The organism is Streptomyces sp. Ru73 (assembly GCF_002920575.1).
Classification (GTDB): domain Bacteria; phylum Actinomycetota; class Actinomycetes; order Streptomycetales; family Streptomycetaceae; genus Streptomyces.
Genome location: NZ_PQSQ01000105.1, coordinates 1 through 25,748, shown reverse-complemented (window position 1 = coordinate 25,748; position 25,748 = coordinate 1). Strand labels below are relative to the sequence as shown.

Genomic DNA, 25,748 nt, shown 5'->3' with positions numbered 1-25,748 from the left:
GGAGGGTATGGAACGGGCCCGGGGATCGGCCCAGGCGCCGGCGCTGCCCGGCTGGTGCGGCGATGGCAGCGGAGCCCCCCCTGGGTGCTGCATCCGGTGGCTCTCCGTCTCGTGGGTGAAGTGCGGACGATGGTCGTACCGAAAGGTACTGCCCCCGGCCGTAGTTGTGGGAACGGCCGGGGGCGGCGGAAAGTGCCCGGTGGGCGTCAGGCGGCGATCTCGGCGTGCGCCGCGAGGAGCATCGCCGGGTCCGGGCCCTCCAGCACGGTCGGCCTGGCCAGCCCGTCCAGCACGATGAAGCGCAGCAGGTCGCCGCGGGACTTCTTGTCGACCTTCATCGTCTCCAGCAGCTTGGGCCACTGGTCGCCGCGGTAGGTCAGCGGCAGGCCGACGGAGCCGAGGACGGCGCGGTGCCGGTCGGCGGTCGCGTCGTCCAGCCGCCCGGCGATCCGGCCCAGCTCGGCGGCGAAGACCATGCCCACCGAAACGGCCGCGCCGTGCCGCCAGTTGTACCGCTCGTTCTTCTCGATGGCGTGCGCGAGCGTGTGGCCGTAGTTGAGGATCTCCCGCAGGCCCGACTCCTTGAGGTCGGAGGAGACCACCTCGGCCTTGACGCGGATGGCGCGCTCGATCAGCTCGGCGGTGTGCGGCCCGTCGGGGCGCTTCGCGGCCTCCGGGTCGCTCTCGATCAGGTCCAGGATGGCCGGGTCGGCGATGAAGCCCGCCTTGATGACCTCGGCCAGGCCCGAGACGTAGTCGTGCACCGGCAGCGAGTCCAGCGCGGCGAGGTCGCAGAGCACGCCGGCCGGCGGGTGGAAGGCGCCGACGAGGTTCTTGCCCTCGGCGGTGTTGATGCCGGTCTTGCCGCCCACGGCCGCGTCCACCATGCCCAGCACGGTGGTCGGCACGGCGATCCAGCGCACCCCGCGCAGCCAGGTGGCCGCGACGAAGCCCGCCACGTCGGTGGTGGCGCCGCCACCGACGCCGACCACGACGTCGGTGCGGGTGAAGCCGGTCTGGCCCAGCGCCTTCCAGCAGTACGCCGCGACCTCGGCGGTCTTGGCCTCCTCGGCGTTCGGCAGCTGGATCGCGATGGCCTCGTAGCCCTGGCCCGCGAGGTCCTCGCGCAGCGCCTCACCGGTGGCGGCCAGCGCCTCCGGGTGCAGCACGGCGACCCGCTTGGCGTTGCCGATCAGCCCCGGCAGCTCGCCCAGCAGCTGCCGGCCGACCAGTACGTCGTACGGGTCCGAACCGGCGGAGCCGCCGACGTGGATGCGAGTGGGTGCGTCGGTCATGCTTTCCTCAGCTCCAATGCGTCGAGGACGGCCTCGGCGACCTCCTCGGGCGTACGTCCCTCCGTGGAGACCACCGCGCGGGACACCTCCATGTACAGCGGCCGGCGCTCGGCCATCAGCTCGCGCCAGCGCTGCCGGGGGTTGACGGCCAGCAGCGGGCGCGGCGCGTCCAGGCCGACCCGCTTCACGGCCTCGGCCACGCCCATCTCCAGGAAGACAACGGGCAGCCCGGCCAGCAGCGCGCGGGTGGTGGCGTCCAGGATCGCGCCGCCGCCGAGCGCCAGGACCCCGGCGTGCTCGCGCACGGCGGTGGCCACGGCCTGCCGCTCCAGCTCCCGGAAGTGCGGCTCGCCCTCGTCGATGAAGATCTCGGAGATCGGCTTGCCGGCACCGGCGACGATGTCCGCGTCGGTGTCCCGGAAGGTGGTGCCCAGACGCTCGGCCAGCGCCATGCCGGTCGTGGTCTTGCCCACGCCCATCGGGCCGACCAGCACGACGGCCGGCCCGGTCACCGGCTCGCTCACCGGATCGCCAGGTTGTCGAGGAACGACCGGACGTTGCGGCGGGTCTCGGCGACGCTGTCCCCGCCGAACTTCTCCGCCACCGCGTCCGCCAGCACCAGCGCCACCATGGCCTCGGCCACGATCCCGGCGGCCGGCACAGCGCACACGTCCGAGCGCTGGTGGTGGGCCTGCGCCGCCTCGCCGGTGGACACGTCCACCGTGGCCAGCGCGCGCGGCACGGTCGCGATCGGCTTCATCGCGGCGCGGACCCGCAGCAGCTCACCGGTGGTCAGGCCGCCCTCGGTACCGCCGGAACGGCCCGAGGCGCGCTTGATGCCGTCCTCGGTCGCCAGGATCTCGTCGTGCGCCTTGGAACCGGGCACGCGGGCCAGGTCGAAGCCGTCGCCGACCTCCACGCCCTTGATCGCCTGGATGCCCATCAGGGCACCGGCCAGCCGGGCGTCCAGCCGCCGGTCCCAGTGCACGTGCGAGCCCAGGCCCACCGGCACGCCGTAGGCCAGGACCTCGACCACGCCGCCGAGGGTGTCGCCGTCCTTGTGGGCCTGGTCGATCTCCGCGACCATCGCCTTGGACGCGTCCGCATCCAGGCAGCGCACCGGGTCGGCGTCCAGCTTCTCGACGTCGGAGGGCTTGGGGTAGACCCCGTACGGCGCCTTGGCCGCTGCCAGCTCCACGACATGGCTGACGATCTCGATGCCGGCCGTCTCCTTCAGGAAGGAGCGGGCCACCGCGCCCAGCGCGACGCGGGCCGCGGTCTCACGTGCCGAGGCACGCTCCAGGACCGGGCGGGCCTCGTCGAAGCCGTACTTCTGCATGCCGGCCAGGTCCGCGTGGCCGGGGCGGGGCCGGGTCAGCGGGGCGTTGCGGGCCAGCTCGGCCAGCTCGGCCTCGTCGACCGGGTCGGCCGCCATGACCTTCTCCCACTTGGGCCACTCGGTATTGCCCACCATGATCGCCACGGGCGAGCCGAGCGACAGGCCGTGCCGCACACCGCCGAGGAAGGTGACCTCGTCGCGCTCGAACTTCATCCGGGCACCGCGGCCATAGCCGAGCCGGCGACGGGCCAGGGCGTCCGCCACCATGTCCGTGGTAACGGGGACGCCGGCCGGAAGGCCCTCCAGCGTCGCCACCAGTGCGGGGCCGTGCGACTCCCCCGCCGTCAGCCAGCGCAACCTGCTCAACGGTGCTCCTCGTGTACTGCGCGTACGTTCTTCCCCTGATCCTCCCACGACCGGCGGCGCGCCCGACGCGCAGTCCAGGGAGCGGACCGCGCGGTCCGGCCCGCCGGGGCCGGTCAGGCGCTGACCTGCGCGCGGGTCAGCGGGCCGCGAGCGCCGCCTCGCCCGCCTTGCGCATCGCGGCCAGCGGCGCCTTCTCGCAGCCGGTCATCTGCTCGACCTGCAGCACGGCCTGGTGGACCAGAAGGTCCAGGCCGCCGACGACCGCGCCGCCGCGCTCGGACCAGGCGGCGGCCAGCGCGGTGGGCCACGGCTCGTACAGCACGTCGAAGAGCGTGCCGGGCCGCGCGGGCACCGCCGTGGCCAGCGCGTCGGTGGCCCCGGCCGGGGTGGTGGCGATCACCAGCGGCGCCTCGAAGGCGTGGGCCGCCTCGTCCCAGGGGGCGGTGCGCACGGCGACGCCCAGCCGGTCGCCCCAGCCGCGCATCTCGTCGGCGCGCGCCTCGCTGCGTACGTACACGGTGACCTCGCCGGTGCAGATCCGGGCGAGCGCGGCGAGCGCGGAGGAGGCGGTGGCGCCGGCGCCCAGGATGGCGGCGCCGTCGACCGTGGTCACGCCGCGCTCGCGCAGCGCTTCCTGGATGCCGGGGATGTCGGTGTTGTCGCCGGTGCGGCGGCCGTCCTCGGTGAAGAGCACGGTGTTGACGGCCTCGACGGAGGCGGCGGTCTCGCTGATCCCGTCGAGCAGCGGGATGACCGCGCGCTTGAGCGGCATGGTCAGCGACAGGCCCGCCCACTCGGCGTCGTCCAGGCCCGCCAGGAAGCCGGGCAGGGCCGCCTCGTCGACCTCGAAGCGGCCGTACTCCCGGCCGGCCAGGCCCAGCTCGTCGTACGCGGCGCGGTGCAGCACCGGCGACAGCGAGTGGGCGATGGGCGATCCGAGGACCGCGGCCTTGTGGTGGGTTCCTGACACGGGTACTGCCCTCAGTGATTCGCTAGCGGGTCTTGTTGAATTCCGCGACGAGCTTTTCGTGCTCGGCGTAGGTCTTGGCGAACTTCGTCTTCCCGTTGATGGCGACGAAGTAGTACCAGCCCTCGTCGGTCGGGTTGACGGCCGCCTTGAGCGCGTCCTCGCCCGGATTTCCGATCGGCCCCGGCGGCAGCCCCTTGTAGTAGTACGTGTTGTAGGGGTTGTCGTAGTTCTTGATGGCGCTGATCGGAATGTCGAGTTCGCTCTGGTTCTTGATGTAGTTGTACGTCGAGTCGAATTCGAGCTTGCCGTAGGTCTCGTGATTGGCCGGGTCGAGCCGGTTGTAGACCACCTCGGCCATCTTGCGGAAGTCGTCGTGGCTGGTGCCCTCGGCCTGGGTGAGGCTGGCGACCGTGACGAGCTGCAGCGGGGATTTCAGCCCGAATTTCTTCGCGTTCGCCGCCAGGTCGTAGCGGGCGTAGTTCTGCTTGGCCCGCGCGACCATCTGCTTCAGGACGTCCTCGGGCTTCGACTTCTTGCTCACCTCGTACACCGAGGGGTAGAGGAAGCCTTCCAGCGGGTCCTTGATGTCGGGGTCGTCGTCCGCCCAGGCCGGCAGGCCGAGGTTCTTCGCCTCGCTCCGCGCGACGTCCTGGGTGGTGCCGGCCTTCAGGCCGAGCTTCTTGTCGATCCGCTCGTAGACCGCGACCGCCCGCATGCCCTCGGGGATGGTCAGGCCGTTGCGGCTCTTCGGGCTGAGCATGAGGTCCACGGCCGAGGCGGCCGACATCTCCTTGCGGAGCGTGTAGACGCCGGGCTGGAGCCCCGCCTTCGCCTTGGGGTTCTCGGAGACCGCGGCGGTGAACGCGTCGGCGCTCTTGACCACGCCCTCCTTCTTGAGCAGCAGTCCCATCTGGAGCACGGGCGAGCCGTCCGGGATCTCCACCTGGATGCTGCCGGTGCCCTGCCCGTCGAAGTCCGGCGGCGGCGCGAAGCGGTCGTAGGCGAGGTAACCGCCGCCGCCGATCACCGCGAGGGCGACGACGGCCGCGACGGCCCGGCCGCGCCGCTTCGGGCGCTGGTCCTTGCCGCGGCGCTCGCCGCCCGGACGGCGCTTCCCGCGCGGCGCGGGCTCGTCCTCGGGGTCCTCGTCGGCACGGTCGGCGAAGAAGGAGTGCTCCGGCTCGTGCCTGTCCGGTGCCGGTTCGTCCTGCCACGGCGCGTCCTGGTCCGCTTCCCAGTCGTCGGCCGGGGCGCCGCCGGGCACGACCGGCATCGGCGCCGTCTGGTCGTGCCGCACCTGCTGGTGCTGCTGCTGGTACTGCGGTTGTTGCGGGTGCTGCTGCTGGTGCGGCGCCGGGTAGCCGTCGGGCGCGCCGTAGGGGTCCGGCACCGCGCTGTTGTACGGACCGGGCTGCTGTCCGTACGGGTCGTGCTGCTGACCGTACGGATCGGCCTGCTGGCCGTACGGGTCGTACGGCGCGCCACCCTGGCCCGCGTGCCCGCCGGCCTGCCCATACGGGTCGTACTGCTGCTGCTCGTACCGCTGGTCGTACTGCTGCTCGTACGGGTACTGCTGCCGGCCGGGGGCGCCGCCCCAGCCCGGCTGCTGCTGCCCCGCGTAGGGGTCCTGGCTCCCGTAGGAAGCCTGGCCGCCGTAGGCACCCTGGTCACCGTAGGACTCTCCGTAGAGCGGGTCCTCCGGATGCCACGGTTCGGAGCCGTGGCCCCGGCCATACTCAGTCATCGATCCCCTAGAGCCGCGAGGCGGTGCGCGCCTGCTCGGCAGCGCGCCTGTCGTTCTGCTGACCGCCTCTTCTTGCGCGCGCCCCTGTTCGAACGCGGCCGGTCGCGCGGAACGTTACCGTACCGCGATCAGCCGCCCGCCTCGACGCTCTCACCAGGGACCTGACCGGACGAGCGTTCGGTCTCCAGTGCGCTCTGCAGGATGACCACGGCCGCCGCCTGGTCGATGGCGGAGCGGCCCTTCTTGGCCTTCACGCCGGAGGCCCGCATGCCCTGGGCCGCGGTGACCGTCGACATCCGCTCGTCCACGAGCCGCACCGGCACCGGCGCGATGTTCTTCGCCATGTCCTTGGCGAAGGCCCGCACCTTGGCCGCGGCCGGCCCCTCTCCCCCGTTCAGGGAGCGGGGCAGGCCGACGACGACCTCCAGCGGTTCGTACTCCTCGACGATCGCCTTCAGCCGCCGGTGGGCGGCCGGGACGTCCCGTCCCGGCACGGTCTCCACCGGTGTCGCGAGGACCCCGTCGGGGTCGCACGAGGCGACCCCGATGCGGGCGTCCCCGACGTCGACGGCGATCCGCCTGCCGCGTCGCATACCGCTCACGTGCCTCAGCCGGCCTGCGCGACGAGGCGCTCGACGGCCTCGAGGGCCTCGGGCACGGCAGCGGCGTTCTGGCCGCCGCCCTGGGCGACGTCCGGCTTGCCGCCGCCACCGCCGCCGAGTGTCTTGGCGGCCGTACGGACCAGGTCGCCGGCCTTGACGCCGCGCTCACGCGCGGCCTCGTTGGTGGCGATCACGGTCAGCGGGCGGCCGTTGGCGACCGAGAACAGAGCCACGACGGCCGGGCGGTCGGACGGGATGCGCCCGCGCACGTCGAGGACCAGCTTGCGCAGGTCGTCGGCGGTGGTGCCGTCGGGCACCTGGCCGGAGGCCAGCGCGATGCCGTTCACGTTCTTGGCGCCCTCGGCGAGCCCGGCGGCGGCCTGCAGGACCTTCTCGGCGCGGAACTGCTCGATCTGCTTCTCGGCCTCCTTGAGCTTGGCCAGCACGCCCGAGACCTTCTCGGGCAGCTCCTCGGGCCGGCCCTTGACCAGCTCGGTGAGCTGCGAGACGACCGTGTGCTCACGGGCGAGGAAGTTGTACGCGTCCACGCCGACCAGGGCCTCGACGCGGCGCACGCCGGAGCCGATGGAGGACTCGCCGAGCAGCTTCACCAGGCCCAGCTGGGCGGTGTTGTGGACGTGCGTGCCGCCGCACAGCTCCTTGGAGAAGTCGCCGATGGTGACCACGCGCACGCGGTCGCCGTACTTCTCGCCGAACTCGGCGATGGCGCCCTGCTTCTTGGCCTCGTCCATGCTCATCACCTCGGCGGTGACGTCCAGTTCGCGCGAGAGGACCTCGTTGATCTTCTGCTCGACGTCCGTGAGGACCGTGCCCGGCACGGCGGTCGGCGAGCCGAAGTCGAACCGGAAGCGGCCCGGGGAGTTCTCCGAACCGGCCTGGGCGGCCGTCGGGCCGAGGGCGTCGCGCAGCGCCTGATGGGTGAGGTGGGTGGCGCTGTGGGCGCGGGCGATGGCCCGGCGGCGCTTGACGTCGATGGTGGCGAACGCGGGGGCGCCCACGGTGATCTCGCCGACCTGGACGGAGCCCTTGTGGACGGTGACGCCCGGGACCGGCTGCTGGACGTCGCGGACCTCGATCACGGCGCCGGTGTCGGTCTTGATGCGGCCGGTGTCGGCGAGCTGGCCGCCGCCCTCGGCGTAGAAGGGGGTGCGGTCCAGGACGACCTCGACCTCGTCGCCCTCGTGGGCCGCGGGGGCCGAGACGCCGTTGACGACCAGGCCGACGACCGTGGACTCGCCCTCGGTGTCGGTGTAGCCGGTGAAGACGGTGGCACCGGACTTGTCGGCGACCTCGCGGTAGGCCGACATGTCGGCGTGGCCGTGCTTCTTGGCCTGGGCGTCGGCCTTGGCGCGCTCCCGCTGCTCCTTCATCAGGCGGCGGAAGCCCTCCTCGTCCACCGACAGGCCCTGCTCGGCGGCCATTTCGAGGGTGAGGTCGATCGGGAAGCCCCAGGTGTCGTGGAGCAGGAACGCCTTGTCGCCGGGGAGGACCTTGCCGCCGGCGGCCTTGGTCTCGCTGACGGCGGTGTCGAGGATGTTGGTGCCGGCCTTCAGGGTCTTGAGGAAGGCGGCCTCCTCGGCGAGGGCGACGGTCTCGATACGCTTGCGGTCCTGGATCAGCTCCGGGTACTGCTGGCCCATCGTCTTGATGACCACGTCGACCAGGTCGGCGACGACCGGCTCGGTGGCGCCCAGCAGGCGCATGTTGCGGATGGCGCGGCGCATGATGCGGCGCAGCACGTAGCCGCGGCCCTCGTTGCCGGGCGTGACGCCGTCTCCGATGAGCATGACGGAGGTGCGCATGTGGTCGGCGACGACGCGCAGCGAGACGTCGGTGTCCTGGCCGGCACCGTAGGCGACGCCGGTGAGGTCGGTGGCCTTGTCGATGACCACGCGCAGGGTGTCGGTCTCGTACATGTTCTGTACGCCCTGCAGGATCATGGCGAGGCGCTCGAGACCGAGGCCGGTGTCGATGTTCTTGCTGGGCAGCTCGCCGAGGATCTCGAAGTCCTCCTTGCCGATGCCCTCGCCGCGCTCGTACTGCATGAAGACCAGGTTCCAGATCTCCACGTAGCGCTCGTCGTTGACGGCCGGGCCGCCCTCGATGCCGAACTCCGGGCCGCGGTCGTAGTTGATCTCGGAGCACGGGCCGCACGGGCCGGGCACGCCCATGGACCAGTAGTTCTCCTTCTTGCCCAGGCGCTGGATGCGCTCCTTGGGCACGCCGACGACCTCGTGCCAGATGCGCTCGGCCTCGTCGTCGTCGAGGTAGACGGTGACCCAGAGCTTCTCGGGCTCCAGGCCGTAGCCGCCGTCCGCCACGGGAGTCGTCAGCAGCTCCCAGGCGTACTTGATGGCGCCTTCCTTGAAGTAGTCGCCGAAGGAGAAGTTGCCGCACATCTGGAAGAACGTGCCGTGCCGGGTGGTCTTGCCGACCTCTTCGATGTCCGGCGTGCGCACGCACTTCTGGACGCTGGTGGCACGCGGGGCCGGGGGCTTGACCTCGCCGAGGAAGTACGGCTTGAAGGGCACCATGCCCGCGGGGACCAGCAGCAGCGTCGGGTCGTCCGCGATGAGCGACGCCGAGGGCACGACGGTGTGCCCGCGCTCCTCGAAGAAGCTCAGCCAGCGGCGGCGGATTTCAGCCGACTCCATCAGTGGTCCTCGTTTCGGTTCGGTCCGGTTGTCCGGGTGATTCGTGTCGTGGGGTGGTCTGCTTCGAGCGCGGCGGTCCGGCGGGCGGGCGGCAGTTCGCGCGCCGCTCCGGTCTCCGTCAGACCGAGCGCTTCGTGCAACTGCTCTTCACGGTCCGCCATTCCGTCGCGTACGTCCAATGCAAATCGGCGCAGCCGGTGGCCGGTCTGCACCGCCTTGTCCGCTGCCTGCGCCGCGAGGCTGTCGGGCTGGAGCTTGCGCAGCTTGCTGTGGACCTTGTTGGTGGCCCACACCCCGGCGGCGGCGCCGGTGGTGAACCAGAATGCGCGGCGGAACATCGCGGTGATCAGTCCTTGGTACGGCGGTTGCGGCGCCCGCCCCGGCGGGCGGCGGGCAGGGTGCGGCCGACGACGACGGTGCGCTCGGGCTCGGGCGGTGCGCCCTTCCTGCCGATCGCGCGGCGGACGCCGTAGCCGAACGCGGCGACCTTGACCAGCGGGCCGCCGAAGGCGGAGGAGACGGTCGAGGAGAGCGCGGAGGCGTTGGCCGTGACTTCCTGGACGTCGGAGGTGATCGCGTCGACGCGGGCGAGCTGGGTGTGCGCGGAGCGGACGGTCTCGGAGGCGTCGGCGAGCAGCGGCACGGCCTTCTCGGACACGTCGGAGACCATCTTGGTGGTCGCCTTCAGCGTCTGCGCGAGCCTCACCAGCACCAGGGCGAGGAACGACACCAGGATCGCCCAGAAGACGGCCACGAGGATCCCGGCCACCTCTCCACCGGACACGCTCACACCACTTTCCGACTGGTTCTCTGCTTGTCTCGTCCTGCTCGAACGGCAGGTGTCGACCCTATCGCGCCGGGGCTCCCCGTCCGCACCGCGTTCCCCCGTGCCACGGCCGCATTCCGGGGTGGCGGCGGGGCCGCCGGCCGCGGGGCCGCTCCCCCGCGGCGCGATTGTACGGTCCGCACAGGTCCGAGTACGCTCCGTGTGTCATGCGACGCTCCCGGGGACCGGATCCCGCCTTCCCAGACCGCCGCCCGCCCGTCCCGGGCAACCTGCCCGCCGAACTGAACCGGTTCGTCGGACGCGCGGAGGAACTGGCCGCGCTGACCGCCATGGTGGCGGAGGCCCGGCTGATCACGCTCACGGGGATGGGCGGGGTGGGCAAGACCCGGCTCGCCACCCGGCTCGGGCGGGCCCTGCGGGACCGCTTCTGCGACGGGGTGTGGCTGGTCGAACTGTCCGACGTGCGCGAGCCGCACCTGCTGGACCACGCCGTCGCCGAGGCCCTGGAGCTGACCGACCACAGCGGCCGCCTGGTGCGCGACGCGCTCTGCGACGACCTCGCGGACAGTGAGCTGCTGCTGATCCTGGACGGCTACGAGCACCTGGTGGCCGAGTGCGCGCCGCTGGTGGCACGGCTGCTGGGGCGGGCGCCCGGGTTACGGGTGCTGGCGGCGGGCCGCCGGCCGCTGGGCCTGTGCGGGGAGCGGACCTATCCGCTGGCGCCGCTGCCGGACGCGGACGCCTGCGACCTCTTCGCCGACCGGGCGGGCTGCGTGGTCGCCGGGTTCGCCGTCGACGGGAGCAATGCCGCCGCGGTCGCCGAGCTGTGCCACCGGCTCGACGGCATCCCGCTGGCCCTGGAGCTGGCCGCCGGCCGGCTGCGGGCCCTCTCCGTCGAGCAGGTGGTGCACCGGCTGGACGACCGCTTCCGGCTGCTGACCGGCACCGACCGGGTGGTCCTCCCCCGCCATCAGACGCTGCGCACGGCCGTCGGCTGGAGCCACGAGCTGTGCACGCCGCGGGAGCGGCTGCTGTGGGCGCGGCTGTCGGTGTTCGCCGGCCAGTTCGACCTGGAGGCGGCCGAGTACGTGTGCTCGGGGCCCGACCTGCCGGCCGAGGAACTGCTGGACGTGCTCTCCGAGCTGGTCGCGCAGTCGGTGCTGGTCCGCGAGGAGACCCGGGCCGGGGTGCGCTACCGGATGCTGGACACAGTGCGCGCGTACGGCGCCGAGTGGCTGGCGGCGCTGGACGAGACCGAGCGGCTGCGGCGCCGGCACCGGGACTGGTACGTGGGCCTGGCGACCTGGTGCGAGCTGGACTGGTTCGGGCCGCGGCAGGACGAGGTGGCGGCGCGGATCGACGTGGAGCTGCCGAACGTGCGGCTGGCGCTGGAGAGCAGCCTGGAGGTGCCGGAGGAGGCGTACCTGGGGCAGTACCTGGCCGGGACGCTGTGGTTCTTCTGGGTCGGCTGCGGCCGGCTCTCGGAAGGGCGGCACTGGCTGGAGCGGTCCCTGCGGCTGCCCGCCGACCACCAGGACGCGCGGCTGAAGGCGCTCTGGGTGACCGGCTACGTTGCGGTGCTCCAGGGCGATCCGGCCGGTGCGCGGCGGGTGCTGGAGGAGTGCCGGTCGGAGGCGCTGCGCACGGGGAACGCGCGGGCCGAGGCGTACGCCCGGCACCGGCTGGGCTGCCTGGCGCTGACCGGGGACGACATGCCGCGCGCCGAGACGCTGCTGCGGGAGGCGCTGGCGGCCTACCGGGAGATCGGCGAGCTGAACAGCAACGTGCTGATGGCGCAGGTCGAGCTGGCGATGGCGGTGGCCTTCCGGGGCGATCCGGCGCGAGCCGAGGAGCTGTGCGCCGAGGTGCGGGAGGTCTGCACGGACCACGGCGAGCGGTGGGCGCTGGCGTACGCGCTGTACGTGCTGGCCTACGCGGCCTGGACGCGGCAGGACCTGGCGGGCGCCCGCCGGCTGCTGACCGAGTGCCTGGTGCTCGACCACGCCTTCCACGACCTGCTGGGCGCGGTGCTGGCGGTGGAGTTACTGGCGCTGGTCACGGGGGACGAGGGGGACTCGGTGGAGGCGGCGGTGCTGCACGGGGTGGCGGCGCGGATCTGGCCGTCGGTGGGGCCGCAGCTGTTCGGCTCCCGCACCTTCAACGCGCCGCACGAGCGCTGCGAGCGGCAGGCCCGCGAGCGGCTGGGCGACGCGGGGTACGAGGCGGCGGTGCGGCGGGGCCGGGCGCTGGACCTGGACGCGGCGGTCGCCCGCATCGTGGGCGGTCTCCCGCGGCCGCGCGGGGCGGCCGGCGGCCGGGCCCCGGAAAGGGGCGAGCCCGCCGTTTCCCCGGCCGCGAACGGCGGGGACACGGCGGGCTGAGGCAGCGCGCGCCGGGGTGCGGCGCGCGGCCTGCGCTGCCGGGCCGTTGCCCGGCGCGCGGAGCACTCGGCTCGCTCAGCGTGCGTAGTACTCGACGACCAGCTGCTCGTCGCAGATGACCGGGATCTCCTTGCGGTTGGGGTCCCGGTCGAGGCGGAACGCCAGCGCCTGCAGGTTGACCTCCAGGTAGCGGGGGGTCTCGCCGTCGGGCGCGTAGCCACCCTCGCGCGCGACCTGGAAGGGGTGCTTGTTGCGGCTGCGCTCGCGGACCATCACCACGTCGCCGGGGCGGACGCGGAAGGACGGCTTGTCGACCTTGCGGTCGTTCACCGAGATGTGGCCGTGGACGACCATCTGGCGGGCCTGGTAGATCGTGCGGGCCAGGCCGGAGCGCAGGACGAGCGCGTCCAGGCGGCGCTCCAGCTCGATGATCAGCGCCTCGCCGGTCTTCATGTCGACCTTGCGGGCGCGGTCGTAGGCACGCACCATCTGGCGCTCGCTGATGTCGTACTGGGCACGCAGCCGCTGCTTCTCCAGCAGCCGGACCTTGTAGTCACTGTTCTGCTTGCGGCCGCGGCCGTGCTCGCCGGGCGGGTACGGGCGGGCCTCGAAGTACTTGACGGCCTTCGGCGTCAGCGCGATGCCGAGGGCGCGGGACTTCTTGACCTTGGGACGCGACTGGTTCACGTGGAACGAACCTCCGATGTAAGTTAGGTGAGGCTTACCTTAGCAGCGCGAGGAGACCGCATGTTTCGACCTGGGAACCCCCTGCCCAGTGCAGATGAGAGCACTGAGGCGGGTCAGCCGCGTCCCACGGAAGACGCCCAGCAGCCCACCGCCGCCGAGCGTGTGCGAACCCTCGTGGATTCCCATGCTATGGCCTCTCTGACCATTCCCGGAGTCCACGATCCCGACGAGACCGGCTTCGCCGCGCCCGCCTGCAGAACGGTCGACGGCTCAGGAGACGTGCTGTTGCTGGTTCCTGGGGACTCGGCGGCCGCACGTGCGGCCGCACACGCCCAGGACGACGACGTCACCGCCGTGATGGAACTCACGGACGTCGCTCCGGTTTCGGTGCCGCACCGCATTCGCGGCCGGGCCTGGGTGGCCGGCTGGCTCACCCCCGTACGCGGTGAGGACCGGGCGCACGCGGCCCGGCTGCTCGCCGAGCGGCACCCCGTCGGCGAGCTGCTCGGCATCGGCGAAGCCCTGCGGCCGGCCGCCGGCCCCGTCGGGCGCGCCGCCTGGATGATGCTCCGCCTGGAGGTCGGCGAGGCCACCGTGGACGATCTCTGGGGTGCGGCCTCCGTCGAGCCCGAGGAGTTCGCCACGGCCGCTCCCGATCCGGTGGCGGGCCACGAGGCGGAGCTGCTGCAGCACCTGCACACCGCGCACGGCGAGCAGGTCCGCGACCTGTGCGGGCTGCTCGGCGACCGGGCCGAGCGGGTCTGCGCGGCACGCGGCTCCGTCGTCCCCGTGCGCTGGACCGCTTCGGGCTGCGGGTCCGCTTCTCCGACCCCGGGGCGCAGACCTTCGACGCCCGGTTCGACTTCCCCACGCCGGTCCGCGACCTGATGGAGCTGCGGCGGGCGATGCACCACCTCTTCGACGCCGCGGCGTGAGCGCCCGCGACGGCAACGGCGCCGTCCCGGCCGCCGCACCCGCCCCCGGCCGTCCTCCGCAGACGGGACCGCCCCTCCCGGCACCGGGCCGGGAGGGGCGGTTCGTGTGCGGCGGGCGGCCCGCCGCGGGGTGCGTCAGGCGCTGAGCGCGGCGAGCGCCTTGTTCAGCGTCGCGGACGGGCGCATGACGGCCTCGGCCTTGGCCGGGTCGGGCTGGTAGTAGCCGCCGATGTCAACCGGCTTGCCCTGGACGGCGATCAGCTCGTCGACGATGGTCTGCTCCTGCTCGGCCAGCGTCTTGGCCAGCTCGGCGAACGCCTCGGCGAGCTGCGCGTCCTCGGTCTGCTTCGCCAGCTCCTGGGCCCAGTACAGGGCCAGGTAGAAGTGGCTGCCGCGGTTGTCGATGCCGCCCAGCTTGCGGCTGGGGGACTTGTTCTCGTTGAGGAACGTGCCGGTGGCGCGGTCCAGCGTGTCGGCGAGGATCTGGGCGCGCGCGTTGCCCGTCTTCTGCGCCAGGTGCTCGAAGCTCACCGCGAGCGCGAGGAACTCACCCAGCGAGTCCCAGCGCAGGTAGTTCTCCTTGACCAGCTGCTGGACGTGCTTGGGCGCGGAGCCGCCGGCGCCGGTCTCGAAGAGGCCACCGCCGTTGATGAGCGGGACCACCGACAGCATCTTGGCGCTGGTGCCCAGCTCCAGGATCGGGAAGAGGTCGGTGAGGTAGTCACGCAGCACGTTGCCGGTCACCGAGATGGTGTTCTCGCCGCGGCGGATGCGCTCCACCGAGAACTTCGTCGCCTCGACCGGGGACATGATCTCGATCTGCAGGCCCTCGGTGTCGTGCTCGGGGAGGTACTGCTTGACCTTGGCGATCAGGTTCGCGTCGTGCGCGCGGCTCTCGTCCAGCCAGAACACGGCCGGGTCGCCGGTCGCGCGGGCGCGGGTGACGGCCAGCTTCACCCAGTCGCGGATCGGGACGTCCTTGGTCTGGCAGGCGCGGAAGATGTCGCCGGCGCTGACCGTCTGCTCCAGCAGCGCGGTGCCGTTGGCGTCGACGACCCGCACGGTGCCGGTGGCCGGGATCTCGAAGGTCTTGTCGTGGCTGCCGTACTCCTCGGCCTTCTGCGCCATCAGACCGACGTTCGGCACCGAGCCCATGGTGGACGGGTCGTACGCGCCGTTCGCCTTGCAGTCGTCGATGACGGCCTGGTAGACGCCGGCGTACGAGCTGTCCGGGATGACGGCCAGCGCGTCCTGCTCCTGGTCGTCCTTGTTCCACATGTGGCCCGAGGTGCGGATCATCGCGGGCATGGAGGCGTCCACGATGACGTCGCTGGGGACGTGCAGGTTGGTGATGCCGCGGTGCGAGTCGACCATGGCCAGGTCCGGGCCCTCGGCCAGCTCCGCGTCGAAGGACGCCTTGATCTCCTCGCCCTGGGGCAGGGACTCAAGGCCCTTCCAGATGCCGCCCAGACCGTCGTTCGGGGTCAGGCCGGCGCCGGCGAGCACGTCGGCGTACTTCGCGAAGGTCTTCGGGAAGAAGGCGCGCACCACGTGACCGAAGATGATCGGGTCGGAGACCTTCATCATCGTGGCCTTGAGGTGCACGGAGAACAGCACGCCCTCGGCCTTGGCGCGGGCGACCTGCTCCTTCAGGAACTCGCGCAGCGCGCCGACGCGCATGACGGCGGCGTCCACGACCTCGCCCGCGAGGACCGGTACCGACTCGCGCAGCACGGTGGTGGTGCCGTCGTCACCGACCAGCTCGATGCGGAGCGTGCCGTCCTCGGCGATGACGACGGACTTCTCGGTGGAGCGGAAGTCGTCGCCGGTCATGTGGGCGACGTTGGTCTTGGAGTCGGCGCTCCAGGCACCCATGCGGTGCGGGTTGGCCTTGGCGTAGTTCTTGACCGACGCGGGAGCGCGGCGGTCGGAGTTGCCCTCGCGCAGGACCGGGTTGACGGCCGAGCCCTTGACCTTGTCGTACCGGGCGCGGATGTCGCGCTCCTCGTCGGTCTTCGGGTCGTCCGGGTAGTCCGGGAGGGCGTAGCCCTGCTCCTGCAGCTCGGCGATCGCGGCCTTGAGCTGCGGGATCGAGGCCGAGATGTTCGGCAGCTTGATGATGTTCGCCTCGGGCGTCTTCGCCAGCTCGCCGAGCTCCGCCAGCGCGTCGTCGATGCGCTGGTCCTCCCGAAGACGCTCGGGGAAGCTGGCGATGATCCGGCCCGCCAGCGAGATGTCACGGCTCTCCACGGCGACACCGGCCGTCGAGGCGTAGGCCTCGATCACCGGCAGGAACGAATACGTCGCCAGGGCCGGGGCCTCGTCGGTGTGCGTATAGATGATGGTCGAGTCAGTCACCGGTGCTCCGCTCCACGTCTGCAACATTGCTCGACATCAAGATATCTCGTGAGCCGCCCCCGCTCGACAGGGCCCTGCCGTGCCGTTGCGGAACGCCGCCCTCCGCAGCGGCCTCACTCGCCCGAGGGGCCCGACTCCCCCGCCAGCCGGCCGCGCACCCGCTCCACCACGTCGTAGTAGCGCGCCTCGGAGCCGTACCGCGTGGGGTGGTAGTACCGCTTGCCGTGCACCTCGTCCGGCGCGTACTGCTGGGCCGCGATGCCGCCCGGCAGATCGTGCGGGTACTGGTACCCCTTGCCGTGGCCCAGCTTCTTCGCGCCCTGGTAGTGGCTGTCCCGCAGATGCGCGGGCACCGGCCCGGCGTGCCCGGCGCGCACGTCGGCGAGCGCCGCGTCGATGGCCAGGTACGCCGCGTTGGACTTGGGCGCGAGGGCCAGCGCGATCGTCGCCTGGCTCAGCGTGATCCGCGCCTCGGGGAAACCGATCATCGCGACGGCCTGGGCCGCGGCCACCGCCGTCTGCAGCGCCGAGGGATCGGCCAGCCCGATGTCCTCGCTCGCGGAGATCATCAGCCGCCGGGCGATGAACCGCGGGTCCTCGCCCGCCTCGATCATCCGCGCCAGATAGTGCAGCGCCGCGTCCACGTCCGAGCCGCGGATGGACTTGATCAGCGCGCTGGCCACGTCGTAGTGCTGGTCGCCGGCCCGGTCGTACTTCACGGCGGCCCGGTCGACGGACTCCTCCAGCGTCTGGAGCGTGATCTCCTTCTCGCCCTTGGAGATCGCGGACCCGGCACCGGCCTCCAGGGCCGTCAGCGCCCGCCGGGCGTCACCGCCCGCGATCCGCAGCAGGTGCTCCTCGGTGTCCTCGGGCAGCGTCACCGCGCCCGCCAGCCCGCGCGCGTCGGTCAGCGCGCGCCGCAGCAGCCCGCGCAGGTCGTCGTCGGTGAGCGGCTCCAGCGTCAGCAGCAGCGAACGGGAGAGCAGCGGCGAGATGACCGAGAAGTACGGATTCTCCGTGGTCGCCGCGATGAGGGTCACCCAGCGGTTCTCCACCGCCGGGAGCAGGGAGTCCTGCTGGGCCTTGCTGAAGCGGTGGATCTCGTCCAGGAAGAGGACGGTCTCCTTGCCGTACCCGCCGGAGGCGCGGCGGGCGCCGTCGATGACGGCCCGCACCTCCTTGACCCCCGCGGTGATCGCGGAGAGCTCCACGAAGCGCTTGTTGGTCGCCTGGCTGACGACGTACGCGAGGGTGGTCTTGCCGATCCCCGGCGGGCCCCACAGGAACACCGAGGACGGCCCCGCCGGGCCGCCCTGCCCCTCCCCCACCAGCCGCCGCAGCGGCGATCCGGGCTTGAGCAGATGCTGCTGGCCGACCACCTCGTCCAGGGTGCGCGGACGCATCCGTACGGCGAGCGGGGACCCCGCGGGGTCCTTCTCCTGGCGGTCTTCGGCGGCGGCGGTGAACAGGTCGGGCTCCACGCTTCGACCCTAATTCACGGTACTGACAACGCGTCCGGCGCCCGCGTCGTGCCGGCCCTTTCGCGCCTCAGAGCAGCGTGCTCCAGTACTGCGTCCACCACTTGGTCAGGATGAGCACCGCGATCACGCCGTACCAGAGCACCGGCACGACCCAGTGGAACTCCAGGACGGCACTGCGCAGCCCGGCCGGCACCTTGATGATGTGGTGCTTGATGTTGTGCACGGTGGTGTACCAGAACATCAGGATCGTGACGATCCAGGTCAGCGTGCACCACAGGCACAGCGCGTTGATCACGTACAGCGTCTGGGACATCAGCCACATGCAGAAGACCGTGCCGAGCAGCGTGCCGATGTTCAGGCCGACCCAGTACCAGGCGCGGAAGCGGGCCCGGGCGAGCACCGCCATGCCGATGGCCACCACCACGCCGAAGCAGACCAGCCCGGCCATCGGGTTCGGGAAGCCGAAGACCGTCGCCTGGGCGCTCTTCATGACGCTGCCGCAGGAGATGATCGGGTTGATGCTGCAGGCCGGCTTGAAGTTCGGGTCCTTCAGCAGCTGGTGCTCGTCGAGGGTGATGATCCAGGACGCGAGGAGGCCGAGCACTCCGGTGATCACGAGGAGGAGGGCGAACGGACGGCCCGCGCCGATGGTGCGGTCGCCGGCGCCGTCGGAGGCGTGGTCGGTGGACACGTCATCAAGCGTAGTCGTCGTCATATCGCCGTTCCGTCGATCAGGATGGCCAGTCGGCCCGGTGGGCCTCACATTGTGCCGCAAGCGTCCCACCGTTCACCGTCGGAAGGGCATAAAGCCGACGGCCCCCGGAAGGGCTCCCGGCCCATGACGAAGGGCCCGGCGGCGCATCGCCCCCGGGCCCTTCGCACATAAAGACGACGGTTCAGCCCAGCTTGCGCCGAACCTCCTCGACCACCGCGTCCAGCGCGACCGGCGACTGCTCGCCGCTCTCCAGGTCCTTCAGCTGCACCATGCCCTCCGCGAGGTCCCGCTCGCCGGCGACGATCGCGAGGCGCGCGCCGGAGCGGTTCGCGGACTTCATGGCGTTCTTCAGGCCCTTGCCGCCGTACGCGAAGTCGGTCGCGAGACCGGCCCTGCGCAGCTCGGTGACCGTGCCGAAGAGCACCCGGCGGGCCTCCTCGCCCAGCGGCACCGCGTAGACGGCGGTGCTGGCGGGGATCGCCAGCTCCACGCCCTCGGCCTCCAGCGCGAGGACCGTGCGGTCCACGCCCAGCGCCCAGCCGACGGACGGCAGCGCGGGGCCGCCGATCATCTCCGACAGGCCGTCGTACCGGCCGCCGCCGCCCACCGCGGACTGCGAGCCGAGCCCGTCGTGGACGAACTCGAAGGTGGTGCGGGTGTAGTAGTCCAGGCCGCGGACCAGCCGGGGGTCGTCCTCGTAGGCCACGCCCGCCGCGGTCAGCAGCTCGCGCACCTGCTCGTGGTACGCCTTGCAGTTCTCGCAGAGGTGGTCGCGCAGCAGCGGCGCGTCCGCCAGCTGCTTCTGCACGTCCGGGCGCTTGTCGTCCAGGACCCGCAGCGGGTTGATCTCGATGCGGCGGCGGGTGTCCTCGTCCAGGTCCAGGGCGCGCAGGAAGTCCTGCAGCGCGGCCCGGTAGGCGGGGCGGCACTCCTTGTCGCCGAGGCTGTTCAGCAGGATGCGGAAGTTGCGCAGGCCCAGCGAGCGGTACGCGTCGTTCGCCAGGATGATCAGCTCGGCGTCCAGCGCCGGGTCCTCGGCGCCGATGGCCTCCGCGCCGACCTGCGAGAAGTGCCGGTAGCGGCCCTTCTGCGGGCGCTCGTAGCGGTAGTACGAGCCGGAGTACCAGAGCTTGACGGGGAGGTTGCCCGCCTTGTGGAGGTTGGCCTCCAGCGCGGCGCGCAGCACGGAAGCGGTGCCCTCGGGGCGCAGCGCGAGCTTGTCGCCGCCCTTGGTCTCGAAGGCGTACATCTCCTTCGTGACGATGTCGGTGGACTCGCCGACGCCGCGCGCGAACAGCTCGACGTTCTCGAAGCCGGGGGTCTCGATGTAGCCGTAGCCGGAACGCTTGAGGGGTCCGGAGATCGCGTCGCGGACCGCCAGGTAGGTCGCGGACTGCGGCGGGATCAGGTCGTAGGTGCCCTTGGGGGCCTTGAAGGTGCTCACGGAAGCTTTCGTCACATTCCTCGTCGCGGAGCCGGGCTCTGGGGGCCCGTTCCGAGGCCGGCGGCCACCTCCCGAAGGAAGGGGTTGGTGGCGCGCTCCTGGCCGATGGTGGTCTGGGGGCCGTGGCCCGACAGCACCACGGTCGAGTCGTCCAGCGGGAGGCACACGCGCTCCAGCGACCGGAGGATCTCGGCGTGGTCGCCGCCGGGCAGGTCGGTGCGTCCGATGGAGCCGGCGAAGAGCAGGTCGCCCGAGAAGAAGACCGGCGGGATGTCCGCCTGCTCGGGCATCCTGAACGTCACCGACCCCTTGGTATGGCCCGGCGCGTGCGCGACGGAGAACTCCAGCCCCGCCAGCTCCAGCGTGCCGCCGTCCGCCAGCTCCTTGACGTCGTCCGGCTCGCCCACGGTCAGCTCGCCCATCAGCTGCTGTCCGATCGAGCGGCCCAGCGCCTTCTCCGGGTCGCTCATCATGTAGCGGTCCTCGGGGTGGATCCAGGCGGGGACGTCGTGCGCGCCGCAGACCGGCACCACCGAGGCGACATGGTCGATGTGGCCGTGAGTGAGGACGACGGCGACGGGCTTGAGGCGATGCTTCCTGACCGCTTCCTCGACGCCCTGGGTGGCCTGGTGGCCCGGGTCGATGATCACGCACTCCTCACCCGCGGCGGGGGCGACCAAATAGCAATTGGTGCCCCAGGCCCCGGCGGGGAACCCGGCAATCAGCACGTTCGTCCTTCTATCGTCCGGCGGACAGATCCTGGCGGGCCCCGGCTCGCGGCCCTGGCGGATCTCACAGAAACATGCTGCAAGATCTCTGCTGTTCAGAGCCTACCGGCGGGACTCCGTCTGGAGCGAACCCGTATACGGTACGGCCACGGCGGAGCACACGGACCAAGGAGACGGCCTGGTGGTCAAGGGGGAGCAGCGGCGCAAGCAGCTCGCGCGCCAGAAGTACGAGCGGCAGGCACAGCGGCGTGCCGAGGCCCGGCGGAAGACCAAGCGGCGGAACGTGATCCTCGCGGCCGTCCTCGCGGTGGCGCTCGCCGCGGGCGGCGCCGCGTACGCGACGGCGGGCCTGGTCGGCGCGGACAACGACAACGACGCGAAGGCGGCGGCCGAGCAGCGGCCGAAGGACCCGTGCGCCGCGCCCGCGAAGGGCGAGCCGTCGAAGAAGCAGTGGAAGAAGGAGCCGGAGCTGACGGTGGACACGTCCGCTTCGTACACCGCGAAGCTCGCCACCACCTGCGGCGACATCGCCATGAAGCTGGACGCGAAGAAGGCGCCGCACACGGTCAACTCCTTCGCCTTCCTCAGCCGCGAGGGCTACTTCGACCACAGCAGGTGCCACCGCCTGGTCGACGACGGCCTGCACGTCCTGCAGTGCGGCGACCCCACCGGCACCGGCCAGGGCACCCCCGGCTACACGATCCCCGACGAGAACCTCAAGGACCCGCGGCTCAAGGGCGGCGTCTACCCGGCCGGCACGGTCGCGATGGCGAACCGGTACGACGGGCGGAGCGAGAAGACCCGGAACACCGGCGGCAGCCAGTTCTTCCTGGTCTTCCAGGACAGCAAGCTGCCGCCGAACTACACCCCGTTCGGGACGATCACGCAGGGCATGGACGTCCTGAAGAAGATCGCCAAGGCCGGTTCCACCCCCGACCCGCAGACGCAGAACACCGCACCGAACGCCACCGTCGTCATCGACCGCGCCCGCGTCACGAAGTCCTGACGTACTCCGGCCATCCTTGCCTGGACCACGGAATTTCGGTCGTGCGGGATGCGGACAGCCGGGCCGCCGGTCGCCTAGATTGGCGTTGGGTAGGGTGCCTGCTCCGACGGCTGCCACCCTCACCCGCAAGAACAGTCCGTCGGACCGGCCGGGGCGCAGTCCCGCCGGACAGAAACTGTGGACGATGCCCGGAGCCCCGCGCTCCCGCCGGCATCATGTGGAGGAGGCGCTGTGAGCAGCGACCCATGGGGCCGCGTCGATGAGACGGGGACCGTGTACGTGCGTACCGCCGACGGCGAGAAGGTCGTCGGATCGTGGCAGGCGGGATCTCCCGAGGAGGCCCTCGCCTACTTCGAGCGCAAGTATGAGGGCCTGGTCGTCGAGATCGGCCTCCTCGAGCGGCGGGTCAAGACCACCGATCTGTCGGCCAAGGACGCCATGACCGCCATCGACCACCTGCGGCAGCAGGTGGACGAGCACCACGCGGTGGGCGACCTGGACGCCCTGCGCACGCGCCTGGACGCGCTCGTCCGGACGGTCGAGGCCCGCCGCGAGGAGCGCAAGGCGGCCAAGGCCCGGCAGACGGACGAGGCCAGGGCGGCGAAGGAGAAGCTGGTCGCCGAGGCCGAGGAGCTGGCCCAGAGCGAGCAGTGGCGGGTGGCCGGCGAGCGGCTGCGGGCCCTGGTCGACACCTGGAAGGGGCTGCCGCGGCTGGACCGCAAGTCCGACGACGAGCTGTGGCACCGCTTCTCGCACGCCCGGTCGGCGTTCTCCAAGCGCCGCAAGGCCCACTTCGCGTCCCTGGACGCGCAGCGCGAGCAGGCCCGGCAGATCAAGGAGAAGCTGGTCGCGGACGCCGAGGCGCTGTCGAACTCGACGGACTGGGGCCCGACCGCCGCCCGGTACCGCGAGCTGATGCAGGAGTGGAAGGCCGCGGGCCGCGCCCAGCGCGAGCACGAGGACGACCTGTGGAACCGCTTCCGCGGCGCCCAGGACGTCTTCTTCCAGGCCCGCAGCGAGGTCTTCGCCGAGCGGGACGCCGAGCAGCGGGAGAACCTCACCAAGAAGGAGGAGCTGGCCGTCGAGGCGGAGAAGCTGCTCCCGGTGTCGGACCTCAAGGCCGCGCGGGCCGCGTTCCGTTCGATCAACGAGCGGTGGGAGGCCATCGGCCACGTGCCACGGGACGCCCGCCCGAAGATCGAGGGCCGGATGCACGCCGTCGAGCGCGCCATCCAGGAGGCCGAGGAGGCCGAGTGGCGGCGCACCAACCCCGAGGCGCGGGCCCGTGCCGCGGGGCTGACCGGCCAGCTCCAGGACGCCGTCGACAAGCTCCAGAAGCAGATCGACGCGGCCCGGGCGGCGGGCAACGACGCCAAGGCCGACAAGCTCGCCCGTGAGCTGGAGGGCCGCCAGGCCCTGCTGGACCAGGCCCAGAAGGGTCTGCAGGAGTTCGGCGGCTGAGCAGCCCGAGCACGCGAGGGGGGCCCCGGTACGCCGTACCGGGGCCCTCCTCGCGTCTGCCGTCCGCTAGTTGGGCCGGCGGGCCGAGGTGACGCGGTAGACGTCGTACACGCCCTCCACGCCCCGTACCGCCTTCAGGACGTGCCCGAGGTGCTTGGGGTCGCCCATCTCGAAGGTGAAGCGGGAGGTGGCCACCCGGTCGCGGGAGGTCTGCACCGCCGCGGACAGGATGTTGACGTGCTGGTCGGACAGGACCCGTGTGACGTCCGAGAGGAGCCGGGAGCGGTCCAGCGCCTCGACCTGGATGGCGACCAGGAAGACCGAGGACTGGGTGGGCGCCCACTCGACTTCCAGAATCCGCTCGGGCTGCTTGGAGAGCGAGTCGACGTTCACGCAGTCGGCGCGGTGAACCGATACGCCGGAACCGCGCGTCACGAAGCCGATGATCGGGTCGCCCGGCACCGGCGTACAGCAGCGCGCGAGCTTGACCCAGACGTCCTCGACGCCCTTGACGACCACGCCCGGGTCCGCGCTGGAGCGCCGCTTGGAGCGGCGGATCGGCGTGGACTCCGCGATGTCCTCGGTGGCCTCGTCCTGGCCGCCGAGCGCCTGCACCAGCTTCTGCACGACGGACTGCGCGGTGACATGGCCCTCACCGATCGCCGCGTACAGCGAGGAGATGTCCGGATAGCGCATCTCGTGCGCGAGCGTCACCAGCGAATCGCCGGTCAGGATGCGCTGGATCGGCAGGTTCTGCTTGCGCATGGCCCGCGCGATGGCGTCCTTGCCCTGCTCGATCGCCTCGTCGCGGCGCTCCTTGGAGAACCACGCGCGGATCTTGTTGCGGGCCCGGGGCGACTTGACGAAGCCCAGCCAGTCGCGGGACGGCCCGGCCCCCGGCGCCTTGGAGGTGAAGACCTCCACCAGGTCGCCGTTGTCCAGGGTCGATTCCAGCGGCACCAGACGGCCGTTGACCCGCGCGCCTATCGTGCGGTGCCCGACCTCGGTGTGCACCGCGTACGCGAAGTCCACCGGCGTCGCGCCGGCCGGCAGCGCTATGACGTCGCCCTTGGGCGTGAAGACGAAGACTTCGTTGCGCGAGAGGTCGAAGCGCAGCGACTCCAGGAACTCGCCCGGGTCCTCGGTCTCCTTCTGCCAGTCCAGCAGCTGCCGCAGCCACGCCATGTCGTTGACCGCGTCGTCCTTGCCGGCCTTGCCCTTGGGCACGTCGGTGCGGACCTTGGAGGCGCCGGCCACGGCCTCCTGCTTGTACTTCCAGTGCGCGGCGATGCCGTACTCGGCGCGGCGGTGCATGTCGAACGTGCGGATCTGCAGCTCGACCGGCTTGCCGTTGGGCCCGATGACCGTCGTGTGCAACGACTGGTACATGTTGAACTTGGGCATCGCGATGTAGTCCTTGAACCGGCCGGGGACCGGATTCCACCGCGCGTGGACCGTGCCGAGCGCCGCGTAACAGTCGCGGACCGTGTCGACGAGGACACGGATGCCCACCAGGTCGTAGATCTCCGCGAAGTCCCGGCCGCGGACGATCATCTTCTGGTAGACGCTGTAGTAGTGCTTGGGGCGTCCCGTGACGGTGGCCTTGATCCGCGCCGAGCGCAGATCGGCCTGGACCTCGTCGGTGACTATCGCGAGGTATTCGTCGCGCTTGGGCGCCCGCTCGGCGACCAGCCGCACGATCTCGTCGTACATCTTGGGGTAGAGGATCGCGAAGGCGAGGTCCTCCAGCTCCCACTTGATGGTGTTCATGCCCAGCCGGTGCGCCAGCGGGGCATAGATCTCCAGCGTCTCGCGGGCCTTCTTCTCCTGCTTCTCCCGCTTGAGGTAGCGCATCGTGCGCATGTTGTGCAGGCGGTCGGCGAGCTTGATCACCAGGACCCGGGGGTCCTTGGCCATCGCCACGACCATCTTGCGCACCGTCTCGGCCTGCGCGGCCTCGCCGAACTTGACCTTGTCCAGCTTGGTGACGCCGTCGACCAGCAGCGCGACCTGGTCGCCGAAGTCCCGGCGGAGGGTGTCCAGGCCGTACTCGGTGTCCTCGACGGTGTCGTGCAGCAGCCCGGCCATCAGCGTCGCCGGGTCCATGCCCAGCTCGGCGAGGATCGTCGTGACCGCGAGCGGATGCGTGATGTACGGATCGCCGCTCTTGCGCTTCTGGCCGCGGTGCCAGCGCTCGGCGACCTGGTAGGCCCGCTCCACCTGGCGGAGCGTGGCCGTCTCGATCTTGGGGTCGTTGCTGCGGACGATCCGCAGCAGCGGCTCCAGGACCGGGTTGTACGGACTCTGGCGCTGCACACCGAGACGGGCCAGCCGGGCCCTCACCCGGTTGGAGGAACCGGAGCGGCCGCCGGGCTGGCCGGTGTGGCCGGGCGGCAGCGGCTTGGGAGCCGAGGGCGGCACGGCGGGCTTGGACGCCGGCGCCGCGGGCCGGGCGGCCGTCGGGCCGGGCCCCGCCGGTGCTCCCTTCCCGCCGTTCTTCGGCGCGTCCGCGGTGCCGCCCGCGGGCGCGGGCCGGGCGTCCGGGTGCGCGGCGGGGCCGCCCCCCGGCGTGCGGGGGGAGAGCGGCTGGGCCTCGTCTGGCAAGAGCAACTCCTCGCTGGGACCTTTCCCCCGGCGAACGGGCGGGAAAGAGCGGTGCCGGACCACCGGTCCACGGAGTGGCCGGGCTGCCATGGTATCCATGCCGACAGCCCCGGCTCCTCCGCGGGCCGGTGCTCCTGTGGACACAGCAAAAGGGCACCCGCATTTATGCC

The 25,748-nt window shown here is 71.7% G+C and carries 19 protein-coding genes and 1 pseudogene; 4 read left to right on the top strand and 16 right to left on the bottom strand.

Going from position 1 to position 25,748, the window contains the following annotated elements; translation table 11 throughout:
- Positions 1 to 206: 206 nt before the first annotated feature.
- From aroB to C3486_RS30970, 9 genes are all read right to left on the bottom strand, one after another.
- Positions 207 to 1,295, bottom strand: a complete 1,089-nt coding sequence (gene aroB, locus C3486_RS31010; RefSeq protein WP_103836176.1) for a 3-dehydroquinate synthase — start codon at positions 1,293 to 1,295, stop codon at positions 207 to 209.
- Positions 1,292 to 1,807 (bottom strand): shikimate kinase, encoded by a 516-nt coding sequence (locus tag C3486_RS31005; protein WP_103836175.1) that lies wholly within the window; start codon positions 1,805 to 1,807, stop codon positions 1,292 to 1,294. The genes aroB and C3486_RS31005 overlap by 4 nt, the downstream gene beginning before the upstream one ends.
- Positions 1,808 to 1,815: 8 nt before the next feature.
- Positions 1,816 to 3,000: a chorismate synthase gene (gene aroC / locus C3486_RS31000; RefSeq protein ID WP_103836173.1), complete on the bottom strand. Its 1,185-nt coding sequence runs from the start codon at positions 2,998 to 3,000 to the stop codon at positions 1,816 to 1,818.
- Between the two features lie 136 nt (positions 3,001 to 3,136).
- Positions 3,137 to 3,970: a shikimate dehydrogenase gene (locus C3486_RS30995; RefSeq protein ID WP_103836172.1), complete on the bottom strand. Its 834-nt coding sequence runs from the start codon at positions 3,968 to 3,970 to the stop codon at positions 3,137 to 3,139.
- 22 nt (positions 3,971 to 3,992) lie between these two features.
- Positions 3,993 to 5,714, bottom strand: coding sequence for an endolytic transglycosylase MltG (gene mltG / locus C3486_RS30990; RefSeq protein ID WP_103836171.1), 1,722 nt, complete (start codon positions 5,712 to 5,714; stop codon positions 3,993 to 3,995).
- Positions 5,715 to 5,842: 128 nt separating this feature from the next.
- The gene (ruvX, locus tag C3486_RS30985; RefSeq protein WP_103836169.1) at positions 5,843 to 6,307 is read right to left on the bottom strand and encodes a Holliday junction resolvase RuvX; all 465 of its coding nucleotides are present in this window, start codon (positions 6,305 to 6,307) and stop codon (positions 5,843 to 5,845) included.
- Between the two features lie 14 nt (positions 6,308 to 6,321).
- Positions 6,322 to 8,991 carry an alanine--tRNA ligase gene (alaS, locus tag C3486_RS30980; RefSeq protein WP_103836168.1) on the bottom strand — a complete coding sequence of 890 codons (2,670 nt, stop codon included), beginning with the start codon at positions 8,989 to 8,991 and terminating at the stop codon, positions 6,322 to 6,324.
- The gene (locus tag C3486_RS30975; protein WP_103836167.1) at positions 8,991 to 9,329 is read right to left on the bottom strand and encodes a DUF6167 family protein; all 339 of its coding nucleotides are present in this window, start codon (positions 9,327 to 9,329) and stop codon (positions 8,991 to 8,993) included. Before C3486_RS30975 ends, alaS begins: the two co-directional genes overlap by 1 nt.
- An 8-nt stretch (positions 9,330 to 9,337) precedes the next feature.
- A complete protein-coding gene (locus C3486_RS30970; RefSeq protein ID WP_258053095.1) occupies positions 9,338 to 9,775 on the bottom strand; it encodes a DUF948 domain-containing protein in 438 nt (145 codons plus the stop codon).
- A 209-nt stretch (positions 9,776 to 9,984) separates the two neighbouring features.
- Here C3486_RS30970 and C3486_RS30965 point away from each other — a divergent pair, with 209 nt between their 5' ends.
- Positions 9,985 to 12,159: an AAA family ATPase gene (locus tag C3486_RS30965; RefSeq protein WP_103836164.1), complete on the top strand. Its 2,175-nt coding sequence runs from the start codon at positions 9,985 to 9,987 to the stop codon at positions 12,157 to 12,159.
- A gap of 75 nt (positions 12,160 to 12,234) precedes the next feature.
- Here C3486_RS30965 and rpsD read toward each other — a convergent pair whose 3' ends face one another.
- On the bottom strand, positions 12,235 to 12,846 hold the full coding sequence (gene rpsD / locus C3486_RS30960) for a 30S ribosomal protein S4 (protein WP_103836163.1): 612 nt from the start codon (positions 12,844 to 12,846) through the stop codon (positions 12,235 to 12,237).
- A gap of 189 nt (positions 12,847 to 13,035) precedes the next feature.
- On the opposite strand from rpsD, the pseudogene C3486_RS30955 reads away from it, so the two are divergent.
- Positions 13,036 to 13,781: pseudogene (locus C3486_RS30955) on the top strand (DUF2470 domain-containing protein).
- A gap of 135 nt (positions 13,782 to 13,916) precedes the next feature.
- Here C3486_RS30955 and C3486_RS30950 read toward each other — a convergent pair.
- The 5 genes from C3486_RS30950 to C3486_RS30930 all read right to left on the bottom strand — a co-directional run bounded on the left by C3486_RS30950 (position 13,917) and on the right by C3486_RS30930 (position 20,507).
- Entirely contained in the window at positions 13,917 to 16,139 is a 2,223-nt protein-coding gene (locus C3486_RS30950; protein WP_103836161.1) for an NADP-dependent isocitrate dehydrogenase, read from the bottom strand.
- 113 nt (positions 16,140 to 16,252) lie between these two features.
- The gene (locus C3486_RS30945; RefSeq protein WP_103836160.1) at positions 16,253 to 17,620 is read right to left on the bottom strand and encodes a replication-associated recombination protein A; all 1,368 of its coding nucleotides are present in this window, start codon (positions 17,618 to 17,620) and stop codon (positions 16,253 to 16,255) included.
- Positions 17,621 to 17,687: 67 nt separating this feature from the next.
- A complete protein-coding gene (locus C3486_RS30940; RefSeq protein ID WP_103836158.1) occupies positions 17,688 to 18,335 on the bottom strand; it encodes a vitamin K epoxide reductase family protein in 648 nt (215 codons plus the stop codon).
- A 181-nt stretch (positions 18,336 to 18,516) separates the two neighbouring features.
- On the bottom strand, positions 18,517 to 19,779 hold the full coding sequence (gene hisS / locus C3486_RS30935; protein WP_103836157.1) for a histidine--tRNA ligase: 1,263 nt from the start codon (positions 19,777 to 19,779) through the stop codon (positions 18,517 to 18,519).
- A gap of 11 nt (positions 19,780 to 19,790) precedes the next feature.
- The gene (locus tag C3486_RS30930; protein WP_103836155.1) at positions 19,791 to 20,507 is read right to left on the bottom strand and encodes an MBL fold metallo-hydrolase; all 717 of its coding nucleotides are present in this window, start codon (positions 20,505 to 20,507) and stop codon (positions 19,791 to 19,793) included.
- Between the two features lie 181 nt (positions 20,508 to 20,688).
- Here C3486_RS30930 and C3486_RS30925 point away from each other — a divergent pair, with 181 nt between their 5' ends.
- Together C3486_RS30925 and C3486_RS30920 are read left to right on the top strand one after the other, a co-directional pair.
- Positions 20,689 to 21,513, top strand: coding sequence for a peptidylprolyl isomerase (locus C3486_RS30925; protein WP_103836154.1), 825 nt, complete (start codon positions 20,689 to 20,691; stop codon positions 21,511 to 21,513).
- Positions 21,514 to 21,744: 231 nt separating this feature from the next.
- Complete coding sequence (locus tag C3486_RS30920; protein WP_103836153.1) at positions 21,745 to 22,974, top strand: DUF349 domain-containing protein; 1,230 nt, start codon at positions 21,745 to 21,747, stop codon at positions 22,972 to 22,974.
- A gap of 66 nt (positions 22,975 to 23,040) precedes the next feature.
- On the opposite strand, the gene C3486_RS30915 is transcribed toward C3486_RS30920, so the two are convergent.
- Positions 23,041 to 25,578, bottom strand: a complete 2,538-nt coding sequence (locus tag C3486_RS30915; RefSeq protein WP_103836152.1) for a bifunctional (p)ppGpp synthetase/guanosine-3',5'-bis(diphosphate) 3'-pyrophosphohydrolase — start codon at positions 25,576 to 25,578, stop codon at positions 23,041 to 23,043.
- Between the last annotated feature and the right edge of the window lie 170 nt (positions 25,579 to 25,748).

Excerpts from the sequence above, each read along its gene's own strand:
- ruvX (WP_103836169.1), bottom strand. The coding sequence starts at position 6,307 with ATGCGACGCGGCAGGCGGATCGCCGTCGACGTCGGGGACGCCCGCATC.
- alaS (WP_103836168.1), bottom strand. The coding sequence starts at position 8,991 with ATGGAGTCGGCTGAAATCCGCCGCCGCTGGCTGAGCTTCTTCGAGGAG.
- C3486_RS30940 (WP_103836158.1), bottom strand. The coding sequence starts at position 18,335 with ATGACGACGACTACGCTTGATGACGTGTCCACCGACCACGCCTCCGAC.
- C3486_RS30975 (WP_103836167.1), bottom strand. The coding sequence starts at position 9,329 with ATGTTCCGCCGCGCATTCTGGTTCACCACCGGCGCCGCCGCCGGGGTG.
- mltG (WP_103836171.1), bottom strand. The coding sequence starts at position 5,714 with ATGACTGAGTATGGCCGGGGCCACGGCTCCGAACCGTGGCATCCGGAG.
- C3486_RS30965 (WP_103836164.1), top strand. The coding sequence starts at position 9,985 with ATGCGACGCTCCCGGGGACCGGATCCCGCCTTCCCAGACCGCCGCCCG.
- aroB (WP_103836176.1), bottom strand. The coding sequence starts at position 1,295 with ATGACCGACGCACCCACTCGCATCCACGTCGGCGGCTCCGCCGGTTCG.